The organism is Nocardia sp. NPDC051750, from assembly GCF_044453135.1.
Lineage (GTDB): Bacteria > Actinomycetota > Actinomycetes > Mycobacteriales > Mycobacteriaceae > Nocardia.
This window is the reverse complement of sequence record NZ_JBITCK010000003.1, coordinates 878,089-895,425: the sequence shown is the minus strand read 5'-3', so window position 1 is coordinate 895,425 and position 17,337 is coordinate 878,089. Positions and strand designations below refer to the sequence as shown.

The 17,337-nt window shown below is 65.7% G+C and carries 22 protein-coding genes; 6 read left to right on the top strand and 16 right to left on the bottom strand.

Features of this window, described 5'->3' with window-relative positions:
• Positions 1–124 precede the first annotated feature (124 nt).
• From ACIA75_RS17285 to ACIA75_RS17275, 3 genes are read left to right on the top strand one after another with little or no spacing between them, the layout of a single operon-like run.
• Positions 125–418 (top strand): hypothetical protein, encoded by a 294-nt coding sequence (locus tag ACIA75_RS17285; RefSeq protein WP_397104865.1) that lies wholly within the window; start codon positions 125–127, stop codon positions 416–418.
• Positions 415–1,140, top strand: coding sequence for a hypothetical protein (locus tag ACIA75_RS17280; RefSeq protein WP_397104863.1), 726 nt, complete (start codon positions 415–417; stop codon positions 1,138–1,140). The genes ACIA75_RS17285 and ACIA75_RS17280 overlap by 4 nt, the downstream gene beginning before the upstream one ends.
• 3 nt (positions 1,141–1,143) lie before the next feature.
• Positions 1,144–2,376: an FtsK/SpoIIIE domain-containing protein gene (locus tag ACIA75_RS17275; RefSeq protein ID WP_397104861.1), complete on the top strand. Its 1,233-nt coding sequence runs from the start codon at positions 1,144–1,146 to the stop codon at positions 2,374–2,376.
• A 99-nt stretch (positions 2,377–2,475) separates the two neighbouring features.
• Here the strand turns inward: ACIA75_RS17275 and ACIA75_RS17270 are convergent, their stop codons facing one another.
• Both ACIA75_RS17270 and argS read right to left on the bottom strand, forming a co-directional pair.
• Positions 2,476–2,637, bottom strand: coding sequence for a DUF4926 domain-containing protein (locus ACIA75_RS17270; protein ID WP_397105364.1), 162 nt, complete (start codon positions 2,635–2,637; stop codon positions 2,476–2,478).
• 200 nt (positions 2,638–2,837) lie between these two features.
• Positions 2,838–3,458 carry an arginine--tRNA ligase gene (gene argS / locus ACIA75_RS17265; protein ID WP_397104859.1) on the bottom strand — a complete coding sequence of 207 codons (621 nt, stop codon included), beginning with the start codon at positions 3,456–3,458 and terminating at the stop codon, positions 2,838–2,840.
• Positions 3,459–3,618: 160 nt separating this feature from the next.
• Between argS and ACIA75_RS17260 the strand changes: the two genes are divergently transcribed.
• On the top strand, positions 3,619–3,897 hold the full coding sequence (locus ACIA75_RS17260) for a hypothetical protein (protein ID WP_397104857.1): 279 nt from the start codon (positions 3,619–3,621) through the stop codon (positions 3,895–3,897).
• Positions 3,898–4,244: 347 nt separating this feature from the next.
• Here ACIA75_RS17260 and ACIA75_RS17255 read toward each other — a convergent pair whose 3' ends face one another.
• The 3 genes from ACIA75_RS17255 to ACIA75_RS17245 are packed head-to-tail and all read right to left on the bottom strand — an operon-like array spanning position 4,245 to position 6,382.
• Positions 4,245–5,453: a metallophosphoesterase gene (locus ACIA75_RS17255; RefSeq protein WP_397104855.1), complete on the bottom strand. Its 1,209-nt coding sequence runs from the start codon at positions 5,451–5,453 to the stop codon at positions 4,245–4,247.
• 29 nt (positions 5,454–5,482) lie between these two features.
• A complete protein-coding gene (locus ACIA75_RS17250) occupies positions 5,483–5,950 on the bottom strand; it encodes an NUDIX domain-containing protein (RefSeq protein ID WP_397104853.1) in 468 nt (155 codons plus the stop codon).
• Between the two features lie 30 nt (positions 5,951–5,980).
• The gene (locus ACIA75_RS17245) at positions 5,981–6,382 is read right to left on the bottom strand and encodes an ArsR/SmtB family transcription factor (RefSeq protein WP_397104851.1); all 402 of its coding nucleotides are present in this window, start codon (positions 6,380–6,382) and stop codon (positions 5,981–5,983) included.
• Between the two features lie 84 nt (positions 6,383–6,466).
• Here ACIA75_RS17245 and ACIA75_RS17240 point away from each other — a divergent pair, with 84 nt between their 5' ends.
• Positions 6,467–7,354: an NAD(P)-dependent oxidoreductase gene (locus ACIA75_RS17240; protein WP_397104849.1), complete on the top strand. Its 888-nt coding sequence runs from the start codon at positions 6,467–6,469 to the stop codon at positions 7,352–7,354.
• A gap of 50 nt (positions 7,355–7,404) precedes the next feature.
• Here the strand turns inward: ACIA75_RS17240 and ACIA75_RS17235 are convergent, their stop codons facing one another.
• Genes ACIA75_RS17235 through ACIA75_RS17185 form a run of 11 tightly spaced genes read right to left on the bottom strand, consistent with a single transcriptional unit; the run spans position 7,405 to position 16,256 of the window.
• Positions 7,405–8,853: an aldehyde dehydrogenase gene (locus ACIA75_RS17235; protein WP_397104847.1), complete on the bottom strand. Its 1,449-nt coding sequence runs from the start codon at positions 8,851–8,853 to the stop codon at positions 7,405–7,407.
• Between the two features lie 13 nt (positions 8,854–8,866).
• A complete protein-coding gene (locus ACIA75_RS17230) occupies positions 8,867–9,187 on the bottom strand; it encodes a hypothetical protein (protein WP_397104845.1) in 321 nt (106 codons plus the stop codon).
• 43 nt (positions 9,188–9,230) lie between these two features.
• On the bottom strand, positions 9,231–10,484 hold the full coding sequence (locus ACIA75_RS17225; RefSeq protein ID WP_397104843.1) for an amidohydrolase family protein: 1,254 nt from the start codon (positions 10,482–10,484) through the stop codon (positions 9,231–9,233).
• Positions 10,481–10,810, bottom strand: coding sequence for a hypothetical protein (locus tag ACIA75_RS17220; protein WP_397104841.1), 330 nt, complete (start codon positions 10,808–10,810; stop codon positions 10,481–10,483). The genes ACIA75_RS17225 and ACIA75_RS17220 overlap by 4 nt, the downstream gene beginning before the upstream one ends.
• Entirely contained in the window at positions 10,807–12,081 is a 1,275-nt protein-coding gene (locus ACIA75_RS17215) for an aromatic ring-hydroxylating dioxygenase subunit alpha (RefSeq protein ID WP_397104839.1), read from the bottom strand. The genes ACIA75_RS17220 and ACIA75_RS17215 overlap by 4 nt, the downstream gene beginning before the upstream one ends.
• Before the next feature lie 45 nt (positions 12,082–12,126).
• Entirely contained in the window at positions 12,127–12,969 is an 843-nt protein-coding gene (locus ACIA75_RS17210) for a TauD/TfdA dioxygenase family protein (protein WP_397104837.1), read from the bottom strand.
• 43 nt (positions 12,970–13,012) lie between these two features.
• Positions 13,013–13,348, bottom strand: a complete 336-nt coding sequence (locus tag ACIA75_RS17205) for a hypothetical protein (protein ID WP_397104835.1) — start codon at positions 13,346–13,348, stop codon at positions 13,013–13,015.
• Complete coding sequence (locus ACIA75_RS17200; protein WP_397104833.1) at positions 13,348–14,616, bottom strand: aromatic ring-hydroxylating dioxygenase subunit alpha; 1,269 nt, start codon at positions 14,614–14,616, stop codon at positions 13,348–13,350. Before ACIA75_RS17200 ends, ACIA75_RS17205 begins: the two co-directional genes overlap by 1 nt.
• 2 nt (positions 14,617–14,618) lie before the next feature.
• Positions 14,619–15,227, bottom strand: a complete 609-nt coding sequence (locus ACIA75_RS17195; protein ID WP_397104831.1) for a carboxymuconolactone decarboxylase family protein — start codon at positions 15,225–15,227, stop codon at positions 14,619–14,621.
• Positions 15,224–16,027: an SDR family NAD(P)-dependent oxidoreductase gene (locus tag ACIA75_RS17190; protein ID WP_397104829.1), complete on the bottom strand. Its 804-nt coding sequence runs from the start codon at positions 16,025–16,027 to the stop codon at positions 15,224–15,226. Before ACIA75_RS17190 ends, ACIA75_RS17195 begins: the two co-directional genes overlap by 4 nt.
• 13 nt (positions 16,028–16,040) lie before the next feature.
• Positions 16,041–16,256, bottom strand: a complete 216-nt coding sequence (locus ACIA75_RS17185; RefSeq protein ID WP_397104827.1) for a 2Fe-2S iron-sulfur cluster-binding protein — start codon at positions 16,254–16,256, stop codon at positions 16,041–16,043.
• A gap of 441 nt (positions 16,257–16,697) precedes the next feature.
• Here ACIA75_RS17185 and ACIA75_RS17180 point away from each other — a divergent pair, with 441 nt between their 5' ends.
• Positions 16,698–17,315 carry a TetR/AcrR family transcriptional regulator gene (locus ACIA75_RS17180; protein WP_397104825.1) on the top strand — a complete coding sequence of 206 codons (618 nt, stop codon included), beginning with the start codon at positions 16,698–16,700 and terminating at the stop codon, positions 17,313–17,315.
• Positions 17,316–17,337: the final 22 nt, after the last annotated feature.

The window sequence follows — 17,337 nt, the reverse complement described above, 5'->3', positions numbered from 1 at the left end:
GGTCGACTAGCTCTACACCGAGCAAAACACCAGCGTTGCTATCGAATTGACGCCAACGCTGTGCGCTCTATCCAGCTCGGCTGCCCGCCTCTGCTCCCGTCCGAAAGCACCGAGGTACCACGACATGAGTCCCGAGCTTCCGCCTCTGCCCACCCGTCAACCGTCCAACCCCGCCATGACCGCTGCCCTGCGCCTCTGGCACACACGCGAATGCTGGGTCACCGACGACCCAGCGATCCTGCACCGCCTCGCCGATGGACTGCGCGCTCTTCCCGACGAACACCCCACCGACGACTGCCGTTCCCGAGAACCCATCCGCGGCCACGCCCACGCCCACCAGCTCATGGCCGCCCACGCCGGCCACCACTGCCCCCGCTACGCCACCGCCGCCCAATACACGACCGGAATCCGCTCATGACCGACCCGAAACCACCCGTCCCGTTCGGCGACACCCCACCCACCCGCTGCGTCTTCTACCGCCGCGTCTGCGATCTCCCCGCCCGCCTTGACCCACTCGAACTCGGCCGTATAACCGTCCGCGCCGACCATATCGCCGCCCTCGTCATGCCGTCGTCCCTCGCCCACGCCGTCCACACCGACCTCCGGCACTGTCACCGCCACGGCGCCGTCTCCGCCCTCGGCCCGGTCCTCGCTCACCCCCGCTCCGGCCGCTGGACCTTCCTCATCCGCCCCGACCTCCCCGACGACACCGCCCTGTTCACCGAACTCTTCCGCCTCCACATCTCCCTCACCCACCCCGGCACCACCCTCGCCCTCCCCTCTCCCACCGACCGCGGCGCACACTTCCGCCGCTGGATCCATCTCCCCCACAACCCCTTCCGCCTCTCCGGCCACACCGTCCTCGACTCCCTCCGCGCCTGCACCGCCCGCACCGGCTGGCTGCGCACCCCCACCCCCCGGACCCCGCCCATGACCTCACCCCGCCCCCACGAACCCGACCTCCACCTCAGCATCCACCTCCACGATCTCCGCCTCGACTACGCCGCCTGCCACACCGCCGCCCACCACTTCCTGCACGAATGGTGCACCCGTCACCACCCCGACGCCGCCACCATCCTCCCCGGCCACCCCACCGACCTCCCCCGCCTACCCAACGAACGCCTCTACCTCCACCGTTGATCGATGTACAAGGCCATACAGGTCGATCTCGGTCGGTGCTCTCTCCGCGGCCGATATCTCAAATTCTGTAGAACAGGCCTGGTTGGACCGAATGAATTCGGTTGTGCCGGTGGGTTGTCCGAGCAATGCCGATGCCCGCCGCACCCGTCCACCCGGTTTCCGCCCGGCGCCGATGCCGAGGTCGGTACCCCGGAGAGATCACGTCTGAAGCGACGACCATATGATGCCACCCGACGCCCGAGTGATCGGCGCGTCCGACGGAGAGGGGCAACCGTGGAAGACTCGGCAATCCGACAGGCGGCGATGGAACCGGTCGATTTCGCAACCGCCTACGGCCTCGGCAATCCCGAGCGAATCGATATCCAGGAACAGTGGCAGCGCAGGCCCTCTGGTGTAGAGACGGTTCCGATCGGAGTCACCCACGCCGGAAATCCGGCCGAGTTGACCATACGGGCGGTCGCCAAAATAAACCACGGTTGGGGATTCGGGCACGGATTCGTCACCGGCGCGCCAGATACGGGCAGAGCCGAGTTGATCAGGGCCATCGTGCTCGGCCTGGCAATCCGGAACTCGCCGGCGGCGGTCAACTTCTTCTTCGTCGACTTCCATGGCCGTGGGACATTCGACGGGTTGGTCGACCTGCCGCATACTGCCGGCCATGTTTCCGGTGTCGCACAGAATCTCGCTCTGGTCGACCGCATCCTGGCTCTGCTGTTCAAGGAGTGCGATCGCCGGCTGGAACTGCTGCGGATGGGAAATTTCGGCGATCTCGAACATTACGAACGAGCACGAGTCATGGGCATGGGGCTGGACCCGTTACCCACCCTGGTTGTAGTAATCGACGGAATCGCCGAACTCATCGCCCAGCAGCCGGAGTTCCGCATGCTGTTGGCAACCCACGGTCGAATGGGCAGGTCCATCGGAACGCACCTGGTACTGGCAGCGCAACAGCCGCCCGAAACATTGGCAGCCGAACTCCCCTCATATCTGGCCTACCACCTCACCCTGGAAACTCGCTCCACCGATGAACCGCAACCCGTGCCCACCGATACCCGCATACACCCGAACACCCCTCGCCAGTGCTTTCTCCACACCGGGTCCGAATCGGTGCGATTCGAACCGGTGCGAATGTCCCCGGTCCGCCCACTCGGCGGAAACACCGAAATCTCCCTGATCGAAGTGCTCGTAGCCCAGATGCATTGGGACGGGTGGCCGGCATTTCCGCTTCACATCTGATCGCCACCGTCAGCTCCGGCATCAACCCCCGACCAGCTCACACGCTGGTCGAGCGCGTCCGGCGGAACACCACGACCGCGACCTTGCACCTGGAAGACCTCAACTCCGGCCTACCCTGGATACCAGCACAAGGTCCGAAGCCGTCAACGTCACAATCCCAATAGTGCCACCGTCCTCGGCGACGAATTCGATGTCGTACGAAACCTCTGGCGGTGCGATCCCGTATACGGCGACCACGGCACCGATCGAGCCTGCCGGAATCTCGGATCGGCCTACATCAGGCCAGAACCCTGTTTCTCGAGGACACCGTGTTCAGCAGCTTCACTACCGTGCCTTCATTGTGCACCGCTCCTCCACTTCCACCTCGGCAACGCCGGTATCCTGTGCAGCAGCGGCGCTTCCGCGCTGGGCGCACGATGCGCTGACGCAACCATCACAAGGCATTGACGCCGGCAAGACTGTCACCATCGGGCGGGGGCCGCGATGCCGAGCAGGCCGAGACCATGGGCGAATGTGCGGGCAGCGAGTTGGCACACCGCGAGACGGTCGCTTCGAACCGGTTCGGAGGCATTCACGACCGGGCAGGTGTCGTAGAACGAGCTGAACGCGCGGGCCAGGTCGTATAGGTATCCCGCGAGCCGGTGCGATTCCAGGGTGGCGGCCACGTCGGCGACAACGGTGCCGTAGTCGTCGAGGGTCAGGACAAGTGCGCGCTCGGCCGGTTCGATCGCTGCTGTGGTATCGACCGTCACCCGCCGGGATTCGCCGGCTTTGCGCAGAATCGAGCAGATCCGGGCGTGCGCGTATTGAAGGTAGACGCCGGTGTTGCCACCGAAAGCGGCCATACGTTGCGGGTCGAACGTGTAGTCCTTGACCCGAGAGGTGGACAGGTCCGCGTACTTGACCGCACCGATTCCGGCTTGTTCGGCTGTCGCATCGAGTTGGTCGCCGGGCAGATCGGGATCCTTGTCGGCCACGACCGCGCGGGCGGCGGCTACGGCATCGTGGAGAAGTTCAGCCGAACTAGATCGACAGCGCCGCCCTGGCCATACGATTCGACTTTCTTCATATAGTGCCGCCACCTCCAGGAATCCGGAGCGACCAGCCTTGTATGCATATGACAATCGTCGTCGTCGAAGGATTCGTTGGCTACCCAGTCGTACTCGGTGGGTCCGTGTATTCGCGGCCGCGTATTCATTGCGTTGCGCCGCCTCCGGCAGCCAGCGCACTACTACTGGGAGAATGGCCCCACTCCAGGGGGATTCACGCCGCGGACGGCTGGTGCATCAGCTTCGGCCCGACCTCACAGCCGAGGAATGGCTGATTGCCCTCACGACAGCACGCGCCGCACTCCCCGATCTCGAACTGCCCACCGTTGATAGGCGGGCTGTGGACGGACTGGAGTTCTCCGATGTGCTCCCACCTGGTCTCGCCGGAGCGACCGCCTCCGCTCGACTCGCCGATCTCGACGGCGCACGCCGAGTACTCAGTGAGAATGTGCGGTTCCTCCGCATCGCTTGAGCGTTCACACACGGAGGCGGCTCGCTTCTGCCCCCATCCATTCCGAGAAGCCGTCCGCGTGACCGCCTGACTGGGCGCTCCGGCCAGTCCCGGGCGTCTATCTCACGATCCGCCTAGCTGAACCGGCCAACAAGCAGGAAGTTTTATCGACACTGCGGTTTGAAACCAACTTTCAGCCACACGGACGATGGAAGCCTGGAGCTGTCCCCAGTCGTCCGTGGGCGTAGTGATGGTGTCCGGAGTGGGAACCGACCCGAAACTCCACGCTCATACATCGCGCGGACCTGCGTCTGCCGTAGATCCGAGGGGCTCCGGACACCTTCGGCCCACTGTCGCGGAGAGTGACGTCAAGCGGAGTGAAGCGTTATCACCGTGATTTCACTGGGCGCGAAGATACGGAACGGAGGGCCCCAGAAACCCGTGCCCCTGCTGGTGTACAGCTGTGTCCGCGCACCGTGCCGACTCAACCCGTGCACGGTGGGTTGATCGAGGCGGACCAGGAAGTTGAACGGCCAGATCTGCCCACCGTGCGTATGGCCGGCGATCTGGAGGTCGACACCGGCAGCCGCGGACTCGGCAACCTGCTTCGGTTGATGCGCGAGCATGAGGACCGGTAGCCCGGGATCGACTCCTGCCAGGGCATCGTCGAAGTTCGCGCCGTGACCGCTGAGTTTCGCCGACTTCGCAGTAGCGTCATCGACGCCCGCAAGGACGAGGCGGTCGCCGCCGCGCTCGACGACAATATGCTCGTTGTGCAAGGTTTTCCAGCCGATCGAGTCCATGTAGTCGAGCCAGCCTTGCGCCTCGCCGAGGTACTCGTGATTGCCGGTGACGTAGATCCTCGCGAGCCCGGCCTCCATGGTGGCGAGCGGGGCCGCCTGCCCGCGTCGTTGCTCCACAGGACCGTCGGCGATATCACCGACATGGGCCACGATATCGGGACGCAGTTCGTTCACAGCCGCAGCGACCCCGAGCGACCACTTCGTCCGGTTGATCGGACCGAAATGGGTATCGGTGACGGCGACGACTCGTATGCCGTCCAACCCCTGACCGAGTCGTGGCAGGGTGACGTCCACATGGTTGATCCGAGGAATTCGCATCGCCTCCCGATTACCCCAGATCAGGAGAACTGCGGTGACGAGAACGACCGCGGCGGCCACCGCGCGTGAGCGAACCGGGTCCTCCACACCCACGAAGGCGAGTACGAGCCGCGCGATCGTGCCGATCACCGACCACGAGAAGAGCACCCAGACGATTCCCAGGATCGAGTCGCCGAGCACACCTGCCCAGTCGAGATGGCGGTGGCCGTGGCTCAATACCAGCGCCACAGGTAATACCACGAGAGTGACCGCGAAGACCCCTGTTCCCAGTGCGACCGCGGGTGCCGGCCACTGAGTTCCGGACATCACCAACGTCCACCACGGGACGGCAAAGAGGACCAGTAGCACGGACACGACCGTCGTAGTGATCGCAAGTGCCCGCAGAGGTCTGGGTCGAGTACGCGAATCCGATCGGATTGCCGTATCCGGCAACGGTGTGCTCACCACCTCGATCATAATTCAGTTCCCGAGGCGCTCCGACGAGGTCAGCCCAGTCGCTCGGCAAGGCGGGTCAGCAATGGCCGCTGGCCGGTGGTCAGCTTGTCGTGCGCGGTGGTCAGATCGAACCATTCGACCCGATCGACCTCGGGGAAAGCGCGGTATTCGCCCGACCGCGGCGGCCATTCCATCTCGAAGGTCCCCGGCACGACCCGAGCCGGATCGAGCTCGCCCTCGACGGCCCACACCGTGACCTGCTTCTTGCTCCCGCCGCTGCCGTACCGCACGTCACCCAGCGCGATCCACTCCCCGTCGGGTACCGGTATTCCCAACTCTTCGTCGAATTCGCGGCCCGCCGCGGCGCGGGCCTCCTCGGTCGCCGGCTCGTACTCACCCTTGGGGATCGACCACGCCCCCGAATCCTTACGCGCCCACAGCGGCCCGCCCATATGCCCCAACAGCACGTGTACCTCCGGCTCACGACGAAACAGCAGAACTCCGGCGCTGTACTTCATGGCATGCAGTCTGCCGGAATGTATCCCGGATCAGCGCGAGGCCTCGGGCCGTTTCAGCGCGTCGAGCAGTTTTGCGCGGTCCTCGGGCGAACCGGTCCATTTCTCGTCGTCCTCGACGATATCGGCCAGGGCGCGGAACACCACGTCGAGCAACCCCGGGAACCGGGCCTGCAGATCCGCGTAGCGCAGGCGCATCACCCTGGTGCGTCCGGTGACCGCCGTCCGGGTGATGCCCGCTTCGCGCAGGACCCGGTAGTGATGCGAGAGCGTGGACTTGTGCAATTCGATGTGCTGGCTGAGTTCGCCGCAGTTCTCGCCCTCGTCGGCGGCCAGGCAGGCCACCAGCTGGAGCCGGATCGGGTCGGACAGCGCGTGCATGACCGCCGCCAGTTCGAGGTCGGCGGTATCCGGGTGCGGCAACTCGGCGGGCACGAACGCGCCTCCCTCCAGCTCTTGACAGTTTGATAATCATACAACAATTATTGTTTGATACTCTTCAAACAATCAGGAGGCAGCATGTCCGGCGAACCAGGCACACCCGTCGCGGTCCTGGGGCTGGGACTCATGGGTTCGGCGATCGCGAATACCTTCCTGAACGCGGGCCATCCGACGATCGTGTGGAACCGCACCGGCGCGAAGGCCGATGCGCTGGTCGAACTCGGCGCCACCAGGGCATCTTCGGCGGCCGCGGCAATCGCGGCCGCTCCCCTCGTCGTCGTCTCGCTGCTCGACGACGAGGCGGTAGGCGCGGCCTTGCGCGACGCGGGCGCGCAACTGCACGGACGGGTGCTGGTGAACCTCACCTCCTCGACTCCCGAGCAGTCGAGAAGGCGCGCCGAGTGGGCCGGCCGCCACGGTGCCGAGTACGTGGACGGCGCCGTCATGGCGGTCCCGCAGGGCATCGGCACACCGGACGCACTGCTGCTGTACTCGGGTTCCGAAAACGGCTACCGCGCAGCGGAACCGGCGCTGAGAACGCTCGCCGAACAGGGCACCTACCTGGGCACGGACCATGGGCGCGCGGCCGCCTTCGACGCCTCACTGGTGTCGGTATTCTGGCTCTCCTACGTCGGGGTGGCCCTGGGCATCGCACTCGCCGAGGCCGAAGGGATCAAAGGCAGCGAACTCGTCCCGTTCACACCCGCCGTGGTCTCACTGCTACCCGATATGGCGGCGCAAACCGCCGCACAGGTCGAAGCCGGGCACTATCCCGGCGACGACACATCCATTTCCTCGGCCTACACCGCGTTCACCACACTCCGCGAAGTGATCGCGCGCCACGGCATCGATACCGGCGTACTCGACGCCACGGGCCAGATCTTCCGGCGCGCGCTGACAGCGGGCCACGGAGCCGAGGGGCTCGCCCGTCTCGTCCCGGTACTCGCTCATGGCCCCCTGTCGTAGTCAGCCCACCTGGCGACGCCGGTGCCCCCGCCGGCGGCAGGTCGGGCGACTCACGATCCGAGTCCGGAAATCGATTGGGTTTCCAAATACTCCGCCAGCCCTTCGCGGCCGAATTCCCGCCCGATTCCACTGGCCTTCACCCCGCCGAAGGGTGCGTGCGGATCCATGCTGTAGGCCTGATTGATACCGAAGGTGCCGGCCCGGATCCGGCCGGCGACCGCGAGCCCGCGGTCGATATCCGGCGTCCACACCGAGCCCGACAGCCCGTAGGGTGTGTCGTCGGCGAGTCGCACCGCGTCATCGATATCGGCGTACTCCAGCACCGTCAGTACCGGGCCGAATATTTCCTCCTGGGCGATGCCCATGGAGGAGTCGACCTCGGAGAACAGAGTCGGCCGCACATACCAGCCCCTGTCCATGCCTTCCGGTGTGCCTGCTCCGCCGGTGACGACACGTGCCCCCGCGCCGATCCCTTGTTCGATGTATCCGCGCACCCGCTCGCGCTGCCGGGCGGAGACCATCGGGCCGATACGTGTGGCTTCGTCGAGCGGGTCTCCCACCGCCAGCCCGTCGACCATCGCCGCCAACGCGTCCACGAATTCCGGCGCGCGGTGGCGCGGTACCAGGACCCGGGTCTGGGCCACGCAGGCCTGGCCGCTGTTCATCAGTCCGGCCACCTGCACACCGGCGGCGACGGCGGCCGGGTCGGCGTCGTCGAGGACGACGGCCGCCGATTTTCCGCCGAGTTCCAGGCCGACGCGTTTGAGCGCGGCGCCGCACACGGCGGCGACTTTCCGGCCGGCGGCGGTGGATCCGGTGAAGGAGACCTTGTCGATGCCGGGGTGGGCGACGAGGTACTCGCCGACCGCACGGTCGCCCGGCAGGATCGATACAACGCCGGGTGGTACCTCGCTCTGCTCGAGTAGTTCGGCCATGAGGTACGCGTCCAGCGGCGTCTCGGGTGACGGTTTGAGCACGACGGTGCAGCCCGCGAGCAGGGCGGGGATCAGTTTCGCGACGACCATGAGCATCGGCATGTTCCAGGGCGTCACCGCCCCCACGACGCCGACGGGGTTATTGCGCACCAGGATGCCGGTGCCGTAAAAGCCCGGCCGGGTCTCCCGCCACGGGTAGGTGTCCGCGAGGTCGGCCAGAGCGCGCATCATCACGCCGGGTAGCCGGGCGTGCGCCGAACGGGAGAAGGTGATCGGCGCACCCATTTCCGCGGTCACCACTTGGGCTACTTCCTCCACCCGTTCCTCGTACCGGTCGGCGAGACCACGGACGATCCGGATTCGCTCAGCGGGTGGAAGCCGCGGCCACGGCCCGGCGTCGAATGCCAGCCGCGCCGCCGTGACCGCATCATCGATATCCGCGGCCGCCGGCGCGGCGACGCGCGCGACGGGCTCCTCGGTGTGCGGCGATATCACCTCGATCGCCTGGTCGGTACTCGGCGGACACCACCGGCCACCGACGAACAGCTCCTTGTATGCGCGCATCGTTTTCGTCCGATCAGAGGGTGTGGACACTCAACTCACGAAGCAGGCGGACGGTGGGCGGCGGATCCGATTGGACCGCTATCGGTTTCGACATTTCACCGGACCGGGCGCGTGCGCCCATCCGGGCCCGGACGGCTTCGAGATCGTCGGCTTCGATCTCGTAGAGCGCGATGAAGCTGCCGTCGCCGGCGACCGGTTCGAGCCGGCGGGCGGAGACGATGCCGTCGATATCGAGCATCTCACCGATATGGGTTTCGGTGTACCACCGGTGGTATTCGGCTACTTCCTCCGGTGAGCTCGGACGGGACTCGACGTAGAGAATTCCTTTGGGCACCTGTGACCTCCTGGATGTGGGGAATCGGATCGGATCGGCGTGACTACGCGACCGGTTCGTTCTTGTGCACGATCCCGTCCTTCATCACGAATCGCACCTGCTCGAGGACGGTGATATCGCGGGACGGGTCGCCGGGGACGGCGATGATATCGGCGAGCAGCCCCGGGGCGAGCCGGCCGCGGTCGTCGGCGTCGATGAGCTCGGCGCTGGTGACCGTGGCCGCGCGAAGCGCCTGCATCGGTGTCATACCGCGGTCGACCAGCGCCCACAGCTCCTTGGCGTTCTGGCCGTGCGGTACGGCCGGGGCGTCGGTGCCGCAGGCGATCCGGACGCCGGCTTCGATGGCCTTTCCCAGCATGCGGCGGGCCTTGGGGAACACTTCAGCAGCTTTTCGCTGCAGGGCCGGTGGGGCTTTCGAGGTGTCGAGACCTTCGGACAGGTAGCTGGTCGGGACGAGGAAGGTGCCGTGATCGACCATCATCTGCACCGTATCGTCACTGGCGAGCGACCCGTGCTCGATGCAGTCCACACCCGCGCGGACGCAGGCCCGGATGCCGGCGTCGCCGTGGGCGTGGGCGGCGACTTTGATACCGGCGCGGTGTGCTTCGTCGACAATGGCGGCGAGTTCCGCGTCGGAGTACTGCTGGGTTCCGGGAGCGGTGCTGTGCGACATCACCCCGCCGGATGCGGAAATCTTGATGACGCCGGCCCCGTATTTGATCTGGTAGCGCGTCGCCGCTTGCACTGCCGGTACACCGTCGGCCATGCCCTCCTGTATCGACATCGGCATGATGTGCGGAGCCAGCTTCTGGAACATGGTCGGATCGAGATGCCCACCGGTGGGGGTGATGGCGTGCCCGGCGGAAACGATGCGCGGACCGGGGAACCAGCCCTGCTCGATCGCTCGGCCGAGGTCCACGTCGAGCAGGTAGCCACCGGTTTTTACCATGAGTCCGAGATTGCGGACCGTGGTGAATCCCGCCATCAGCGTCTCCCGCGCGTTGACGGTCCCGCGCAACGTCCGGTAGACCGGATCGTCCTGAACCCCGTGCATCGGATTCGGCAGACCCGTCGGGTTGTCCGGGCCACCGATGAGCAGGTTCAATTCCATATCCATCAGCCCGGGCAGCAGTGTGCTGTCGCCGAGGTCCACGACGGTCGCCTCGGCGGGCGTCTCGGGCGGGTTCACCGATTCGATGAGCCCGTCGCGCACCACGATCACCGCCGGGGAGCGGACGATTCCTGCCTCGATATCGACCCAGCGCGCCGCACGCAGGACCGTTGTCCCGGCCCTCACGGCGCCGGCTCGATGACGCAGTCCATCGACGCCTCGCTCGCGTCGGGTATCCAGGGCTGGCGCCACACCTCGACCGGGAACGACACCATGATCATCGAATACAGCATGTGCAGCAGGTTCAGCGCGTCCTCGGGCATATCGTCGAGCCCGATATGGTCGAGGTAGGTCATCGCGGCTTCGGCGCGCGGGGTGACGGCGTCGTAGAACCGCTGCATATCGTCCATACTGCTGGCCATACGCGTGCTGTAGCGTTCGCCTTCGGTAGCCAGGCACCACTGGGCAGCGAAGGGTTCCAGGTCGGCGAATTGTTCGGGCAGCAGAGTCATCGGTTCGTCTCCTCCGCACGTTCTTTCCGGTAGTTCTCGACCCACTGTCCGGCGGTTCTGTGCAGATGCCGGAGCAGTATCTCCTGGTCGCACAGCGGGAACCGGGTCACCGCGCGTGATTCGAGCATCATCTGCGTGGCTTCCAGGGTGCTCGCGTCCTGCAGGCCGTATTCCTTGAAGGTCACCGCCGTCATTTCGTGGGCGACCCGATCGCGTGGCGTCCGGGCCGGCATGAAATACAGGTTTCCTTCGAAGATGTGGGTGTTGTAGGACGTCGGCCAGTAGTGGTAGGTGAGATACCAGCCGCTCGACCAGATGAGGATCACGAAGTTCGGGAACAACTGGAACGAATCCAGGCCCCAGGGCTCGCATTTCCCGGGGTTGACTCCGGCGGGGAGTTCACCGAGATCCGGGACATCCCACGGCCCGAACAGCCCACCGCGGGTGATGTCCTCCATCGGTTTGCGCATGGAGGGGTCGAGTTCCCAGGTCACCACCCCGGAGGTGCTGACCATCCGGTGCGGGCCCTGCAGTTGATAGTGCGGTGCTTCGAAACCCGCGGCCTGCGCGGCCGCGGAGAAGTTGTCCGGTGACTGATTCCCGTGCAGCACGGCCGCGTGGTAGAACTCCGCGAACGCGTCCATGTACAGCTTCCAGTTCGCTCCCACTTCGGAACGGTAGGAATAGCGTTCGGTGAGCTGGTCGAACGGGTAGCCCTCGAGGTCGGTGACCATCGGACCGAGGAATTCGCGCAGCGACTGTTCGGGGTCGGGCGCCAGGTTCACGAAGATGAACCCCGCCCACACCTCACAGTGCACGGGGGCGAGCCCGTAGTCCTTCTTGTCCAGGTCGAAGAATTCGCCCTCCTGCTGGACGAAGTTCAGTTCCCCGTCGAGCCCGTACCGCCACCCGTGGTACTTGCAGGTGAACTGGCGGCACGTCCCCGATACCTCTTCACGAGGAATCTCGTTCCACACCAGTTTGTTTCCGCGATGCCGGCAGATATTGAAGAAGGCCCGCACCTGCTTCTCTTTATCGCGTACGACGATCACCGAGGTCCACGCGGCGTGGATCTCCTTGGTGAAATAGCTGCCGACCCGCGGGACCTGTTCCACCCGGCCGACGTTGAGCCAGGCCTTCTTGAAGATCGCCTCGCGTTCCACTTCGTAGATCTCCGGCGAGATCGAATCCTCGTAGGAAACGGGCGCGGTACCCAGTTCCGGATAGTGTTCGGTCCAGCTGCCTTCGGGGGGTTTGGGCCATCGAGGCATGGTGGTGCTCCTTGCGGTGTGATTCGGTTCGACAGGACCCGGCGGCTACTGGATCGGTTCGTCGCCCAGCACGGTGGTGCGCAGCATTTCGCGGGGTGAGTTCTCGGGATACGGTGCGGCTCGATGGACGACGCCGCGGTTGTCCCAGATCACCGTGTCGCCGATCGTCCATTCGTGCCGGTAGACGTGTGCCGGTGCGGTGCAACGAGCGAGCAGGTCGTCGAGCAACGCGCGCCCCTCGTCCCGGTCCATCCCCACCACGTGATCCGTCGAGGTGCCCAGCACCAGTGAGCGGCGGCCCGACTTGTGTGTCCAGACCAGTGGATGTTCCCTGGTCGGCCAGCGACGCCAGAACTCCAGCTGTTGCGGTGTCGGATCGGCGGTGACCGGCCGCTGCGATGCCTCGAGCGTATGCAGCACACGAAGCGACGCCAAATACTTCTTCTCGTCGTCGCCGAGCCGGTCGTAGGCGCGATAGGTACTGGCGAATTCGGTCTCCCCGCCACGCACGGCAACGGCTTTCGCGGACAGAACTGTCGCCATCTGCGGGTAGGTGTCGTCTTTCGGGGTGCATCCGTCGATATGCCAGTCGAAGGTGCCACGCAGGTAGCTCGCCGACGAGTTCTTTGCGGTGTCCAGGCTCACCCGGTAGATCCCGGAGACCGGGTGGTGGCCGGCCGAGGTGTCGATATCACCGAGTTTGCGGCAGAACTCCACCTGCGCTTCCGGTTCCAGATGCAGGCCCCGGAAGACCAGAACCCCGTTCGCTTCCAGGGCCTCCAGGATCGCGCCGGGCACAGTCTCGTCGGAGACCAGCCGGTCCACGTCGAGACCGACGATCTCCGCGCCGATCTCGTGGTTCAGCTTTTCGACAGTCAGGGTGGGCATCACTGTGTCCTTCGTTCGGGCATCGCAGGGCAGGTCGGGCGGCTCACGGCCACGGCTCGCCGATCCGTTCGATTTCGGCATCGGCGCTGTCGACCGGTCTGGGCTGGAGGAAGATCTCGACCGCCATGGCGACCATGGACAGCGAGTAGACGAGTTGCAGTAGGTGCATGACCTCGTCGGGCAGATCGTCGAGGGGGAATTTGTCGCAGTAGACGATGGCCTCTTCCAGGCGGGGGAAGAAGGCGGTGTAGAACTCCGACAGCTCCTCCATCGAACTGTTCATCCGGCGTTCCCAGCGTTCGGATTCCGTGGCCAGGCACCAAATAGGGGCGAACCGCTCGAATTCGGCGAACGCGGGTGGTAGCAGGTTCTCGCTCATCATGCTCCTACCCGCGCGCCGCGGTACCCGTCGACCCAGTCGGCGACCACCTTGTGGAAATGGCGGACCAGGATCTCCTGATCGTTGACGGGATAGTCGGTGATCCGCGCGGTGCGGTAGGCGGATTCGAGTGCGGTCTGGGTGCCGGTGAGCATTCCGGCGTCCTGCAGCGCGAACTCCTTGAACACCACCGAGGAGACCTCGTGCTCTACTCGCTCACGCACCGTGCGCGCGGGTTGGTAGCACAGGACGGCCTCGAACAGGTGACTGTTGTAGGAGGTGGGCCAGTAGCGGTAGATCAGATACCAGCCACGGTAGAACAGCAGTTCCAGGTTGGGGAAGATCTGGAAATTGTCGATACCCCACGGTTCGACCCGACCCGGGTTGATACCCGGGGGCAGCTCACCGATATCGGGGGATTCCCACGGGCCGACCAGCCCGCTGCGCGTGGCGCGCTCGATGGGATACATGTATTCCGGGTCCAGCGTCCAGCGCCGCGCGCCGCCGGTGCTCACTACCCGATGCGGCCCGTCGGTCTGGAAATGGGCGCATTCGAAACTCGGGTCGGGATTGCGTACCTTGCCCGGAACCTGCTGGGAATGCAGGCCGGGGACGTGGTAGTACTCCTGGAACGCGTCGGCGAACAGTTTCCAGTTGCTCTGATTCTCGGCCCGGAATTCATACCATTCGGTCATCCGGTCGAAGGGGTAATCCTCGAGTGCGGTGACCATCGGCCCCAGGAACTCCCGCAGTGTCTGCGGTGGTTCGGGGGCCAGGTTCACGAAGATGAAGCCCGCCCATACCTCGCAGTGCACGGGCGCGAGCCCGAATTCCGCCTTGTCGAGGTCGAAGAACTCACCCTCCTGCTGGACGAAGGTCAGCTTCCCGTCGAGCCCGTACCGCCATCCGTGGTATTTGCAGGTGAACTGCCGGCACGTCCCGGATACCTCCGCGCGCGGTACTTCGTTCCAGACCAGCTTGTTCCCCCGGTGCCGGCACATGTTGTAGAACGCGCGCACCTGCTTCTCGTGGTCGCGCACCACGACCACCGAGGTGCGGGCGATATGGATCTCCTTGGTGAAATAGCTGCCGACCCGTGGCACCTGCTCCACCCGGCCGATGTTCAGCCAGGCTCTTTTGAAGATCGCCTCTCGTTCGAGATCGTAGAACTCCGGCGAGATCGAATCCTCGAACGACACCGGTCCGGTACCGAGTTCCGGATAGTGCTGGGTCCAGGTTCCTTCCGCCGGTTTCGGCCATCGCGCCATGGTCATTCCTCCGATTCGGGTACTTCGGGTGCCGCCGCGGGGCCGGCATCGGGGTCGGGTTGCAGGTCCACGCTGTTGAATACGAGGGCCAGGCACAGGTAGGAGCCGACGACGAACAGCAGCTCGAGCAACTGGTGCGTGTCGAGATGGCCGGTGAGCGCGGCCCAGGTGGTATCGGATACCCGGTACCTGTCGAGGAGTTCGTCGGTCGCCGCCAGCACCAGCCGATCCGGCTCGGGCCAGGCGGCGGTCTCCCCGCAGGCGATGTCCTCGATGGTCCGGTCACCGATCCCGAGATCCCGCGCCATCCGGGTGTGCTGACGCCACTCGTAGGCCGAGCGTGTCCGCCACGCGACCCGCAACACCACCAGTTCGCGCAGTCGCGGATCGAGCGCCGCCCGTTCCAGGAGCAGCCCGTTGTATTTCAGCCAGGCACCGCCCAATTCGGGATGATGTCCGAGGATCCCGAGAATATTCGGCATCGGTGGTGCGTCCGGCGCGCCGGACAGGTATCGGTCGGCCCGGGCCACGCGCCCACGCAACATCGCCCGCGCCTCTTCGGTCCACTCCCCTACCGGAAGTGGTTCGAGCCGGGGAACCGTCGAGGTCATATCACTGCCCCGCCGTTCACTCCGAGCACCTGGCCGGTGATGAAGCGAGCCTCCGCTGAACACAGGAATACGCAGGCCGCGGCGATATCCTCACCGCTGCCCAGGTAGCCGACCGGGATCGCCCGCGCCATCGTCTCGTTGTCGGGCAGATGCCCGGCCGCCTGGGACACCCGCGACATCGGAGTGTCGATACCGGACGGTGGGATGGTGTTCACCGTGATGCCGGACTGCGCGTACTCCCGGGCCAGCGCTTTCGTCATCGCGATCACCGCACCCTTGGAAGCGGTGTAGTGCACCATCTTCGGCGAGCCGCGCTGGGCGCTGGAGGACGAGATCGTGATGATGCGCCCCCAGCCTGCCGCGATCATATCCGGGATCACCGCCTGGATGCAGTGGAAGGTGCCGTTGAGGTTGACGTCCAGGATTCGCTGCCAGGAGCCGGACGAGATCTCGGTGAACGGCTCGAACGCGAAAACGCCCGCGCTGGTGACGAGTACCTGGACCGGCCCCCACGCTGCCCGCACTTTGCCCACTGCCTCGTCGACCAGCGCGCGATCGGTGACATCGACTTCGAAAGCCAGCGCCGTGCCGCCGATCGCCCGCAGCTCTTCCGCGGCACGTTCGGCGGCTGCGCCGTCCACGTCGAAGACCGCGACCCGGTCTCCCCGCACGGCAAAGCGGCGGCAGATCGACAGCCCCATTCCCGAGGCGCCGCCGGTCACAATCGCCACCCGCCCCTCGAAGCCACCGTCGTCAGGTGGGCCCTGCTCCGGCAGAGCGGGATTCAGGGGTTCGTTCATCGCCGAAGCTCCTCTACTCATAAACCACACACACCGATTCACCGGTCGGGCGGGCCTGACAGGTCAGCACCCAGCCCGCCGCGACCTCGGCGGCCGTAAGGACCTCGTTGCGTGGCATCTCGATGCCGCCGCCTGCCTCGACCCGGGCCGTGCAGGCGCCGCAGTATCCGGACTCGCAGGTCGAAGGCGGATTCATCCCGAGAAATCGCGCTGTTTCCAAGATGGTCATACCGTCGCGGTGGTCGGCGCCGGCGGTACGCCGTCCGGAGCGAATCGTGACGCGGACCGGTTCGGCCGCCGCGGATCCCGGGGAGCGACCAGCGGCAACGCGCCCTGCACCGGCTCGTTGTCCCGCCTCGATGCGTTCCACGGTTCTCCCCTTCCGGAGCCGCCGCAGCGGTTTTGCACACTCGACCCGGTATTGTTAAGCAGGTGATTAATTACTCGGGTGATTAAAGTTATACGGCCGTCGTTCGGTGCGCGTCAAGGGCCGGAAAGAACTCCGCGCGAATCACGTTCACACCCGCGCCCCACCAGCACGGCCCCAGCTCGGGTGCCCGCACCACTCGGACGAGGAGGTTCCTATGATCAGGAGGCGGCCGTACCAGCCCGGGCCCGCGGCAGTGCACGGCAGGCGTGCCGACTTCCAGCGCCGGCAGACGGAGGCACCATGAACAAGAAGGAACCGAGCGACCACAGCGGCCGGACGGACCGCACCGCAGACTCGGCGAGCCTGTCGACCCGCAGCGCGCTCCTCGACGCCGCCGAACAGGTCATGCTCGAGGAGGGTTACGCCGCGGTGAGTTCCCGGCGGCTCGCGGCCCGGGCCGGGGTGAACTCCGCGCTCGTCCACTACTACTTCGGCACGATGGACAACCTGTTCGTCGCCCTCTTCCGCAGGGGCTCCGAACGCAGCTACCAGCGCCTGCTCGCGGCCGCCGAATCCCCTCAGCCGCTCTGGGCACTCTGGGCCGCGATCCACGACCAGTCCCGGACCTCGCTGACCATGGAGTTCGTCTCGCTGGCCACCCACCGCCCGTCGATCCGGACCGAGATCACGCAGTCGTCCAAACGGTTCCGCGAACTCCAGCTCGAGATCGTCACCCGCGCCCTGCGCAACCACGGGAACACCTCGTGGACACCGATAACCCTGGTGATGCTCATGTCCAGCGTCTCCCGGTTCCTGCGCATCGAGGAATCGTTCGATATCGACAGCGGGCACGCCGAGATCACCACCCTGATCGAGGACTTCCTTCGCGAAGTGGAAGGCCCCGAACGTACCGACTGACCTATCCCGGCGGGCGACATCC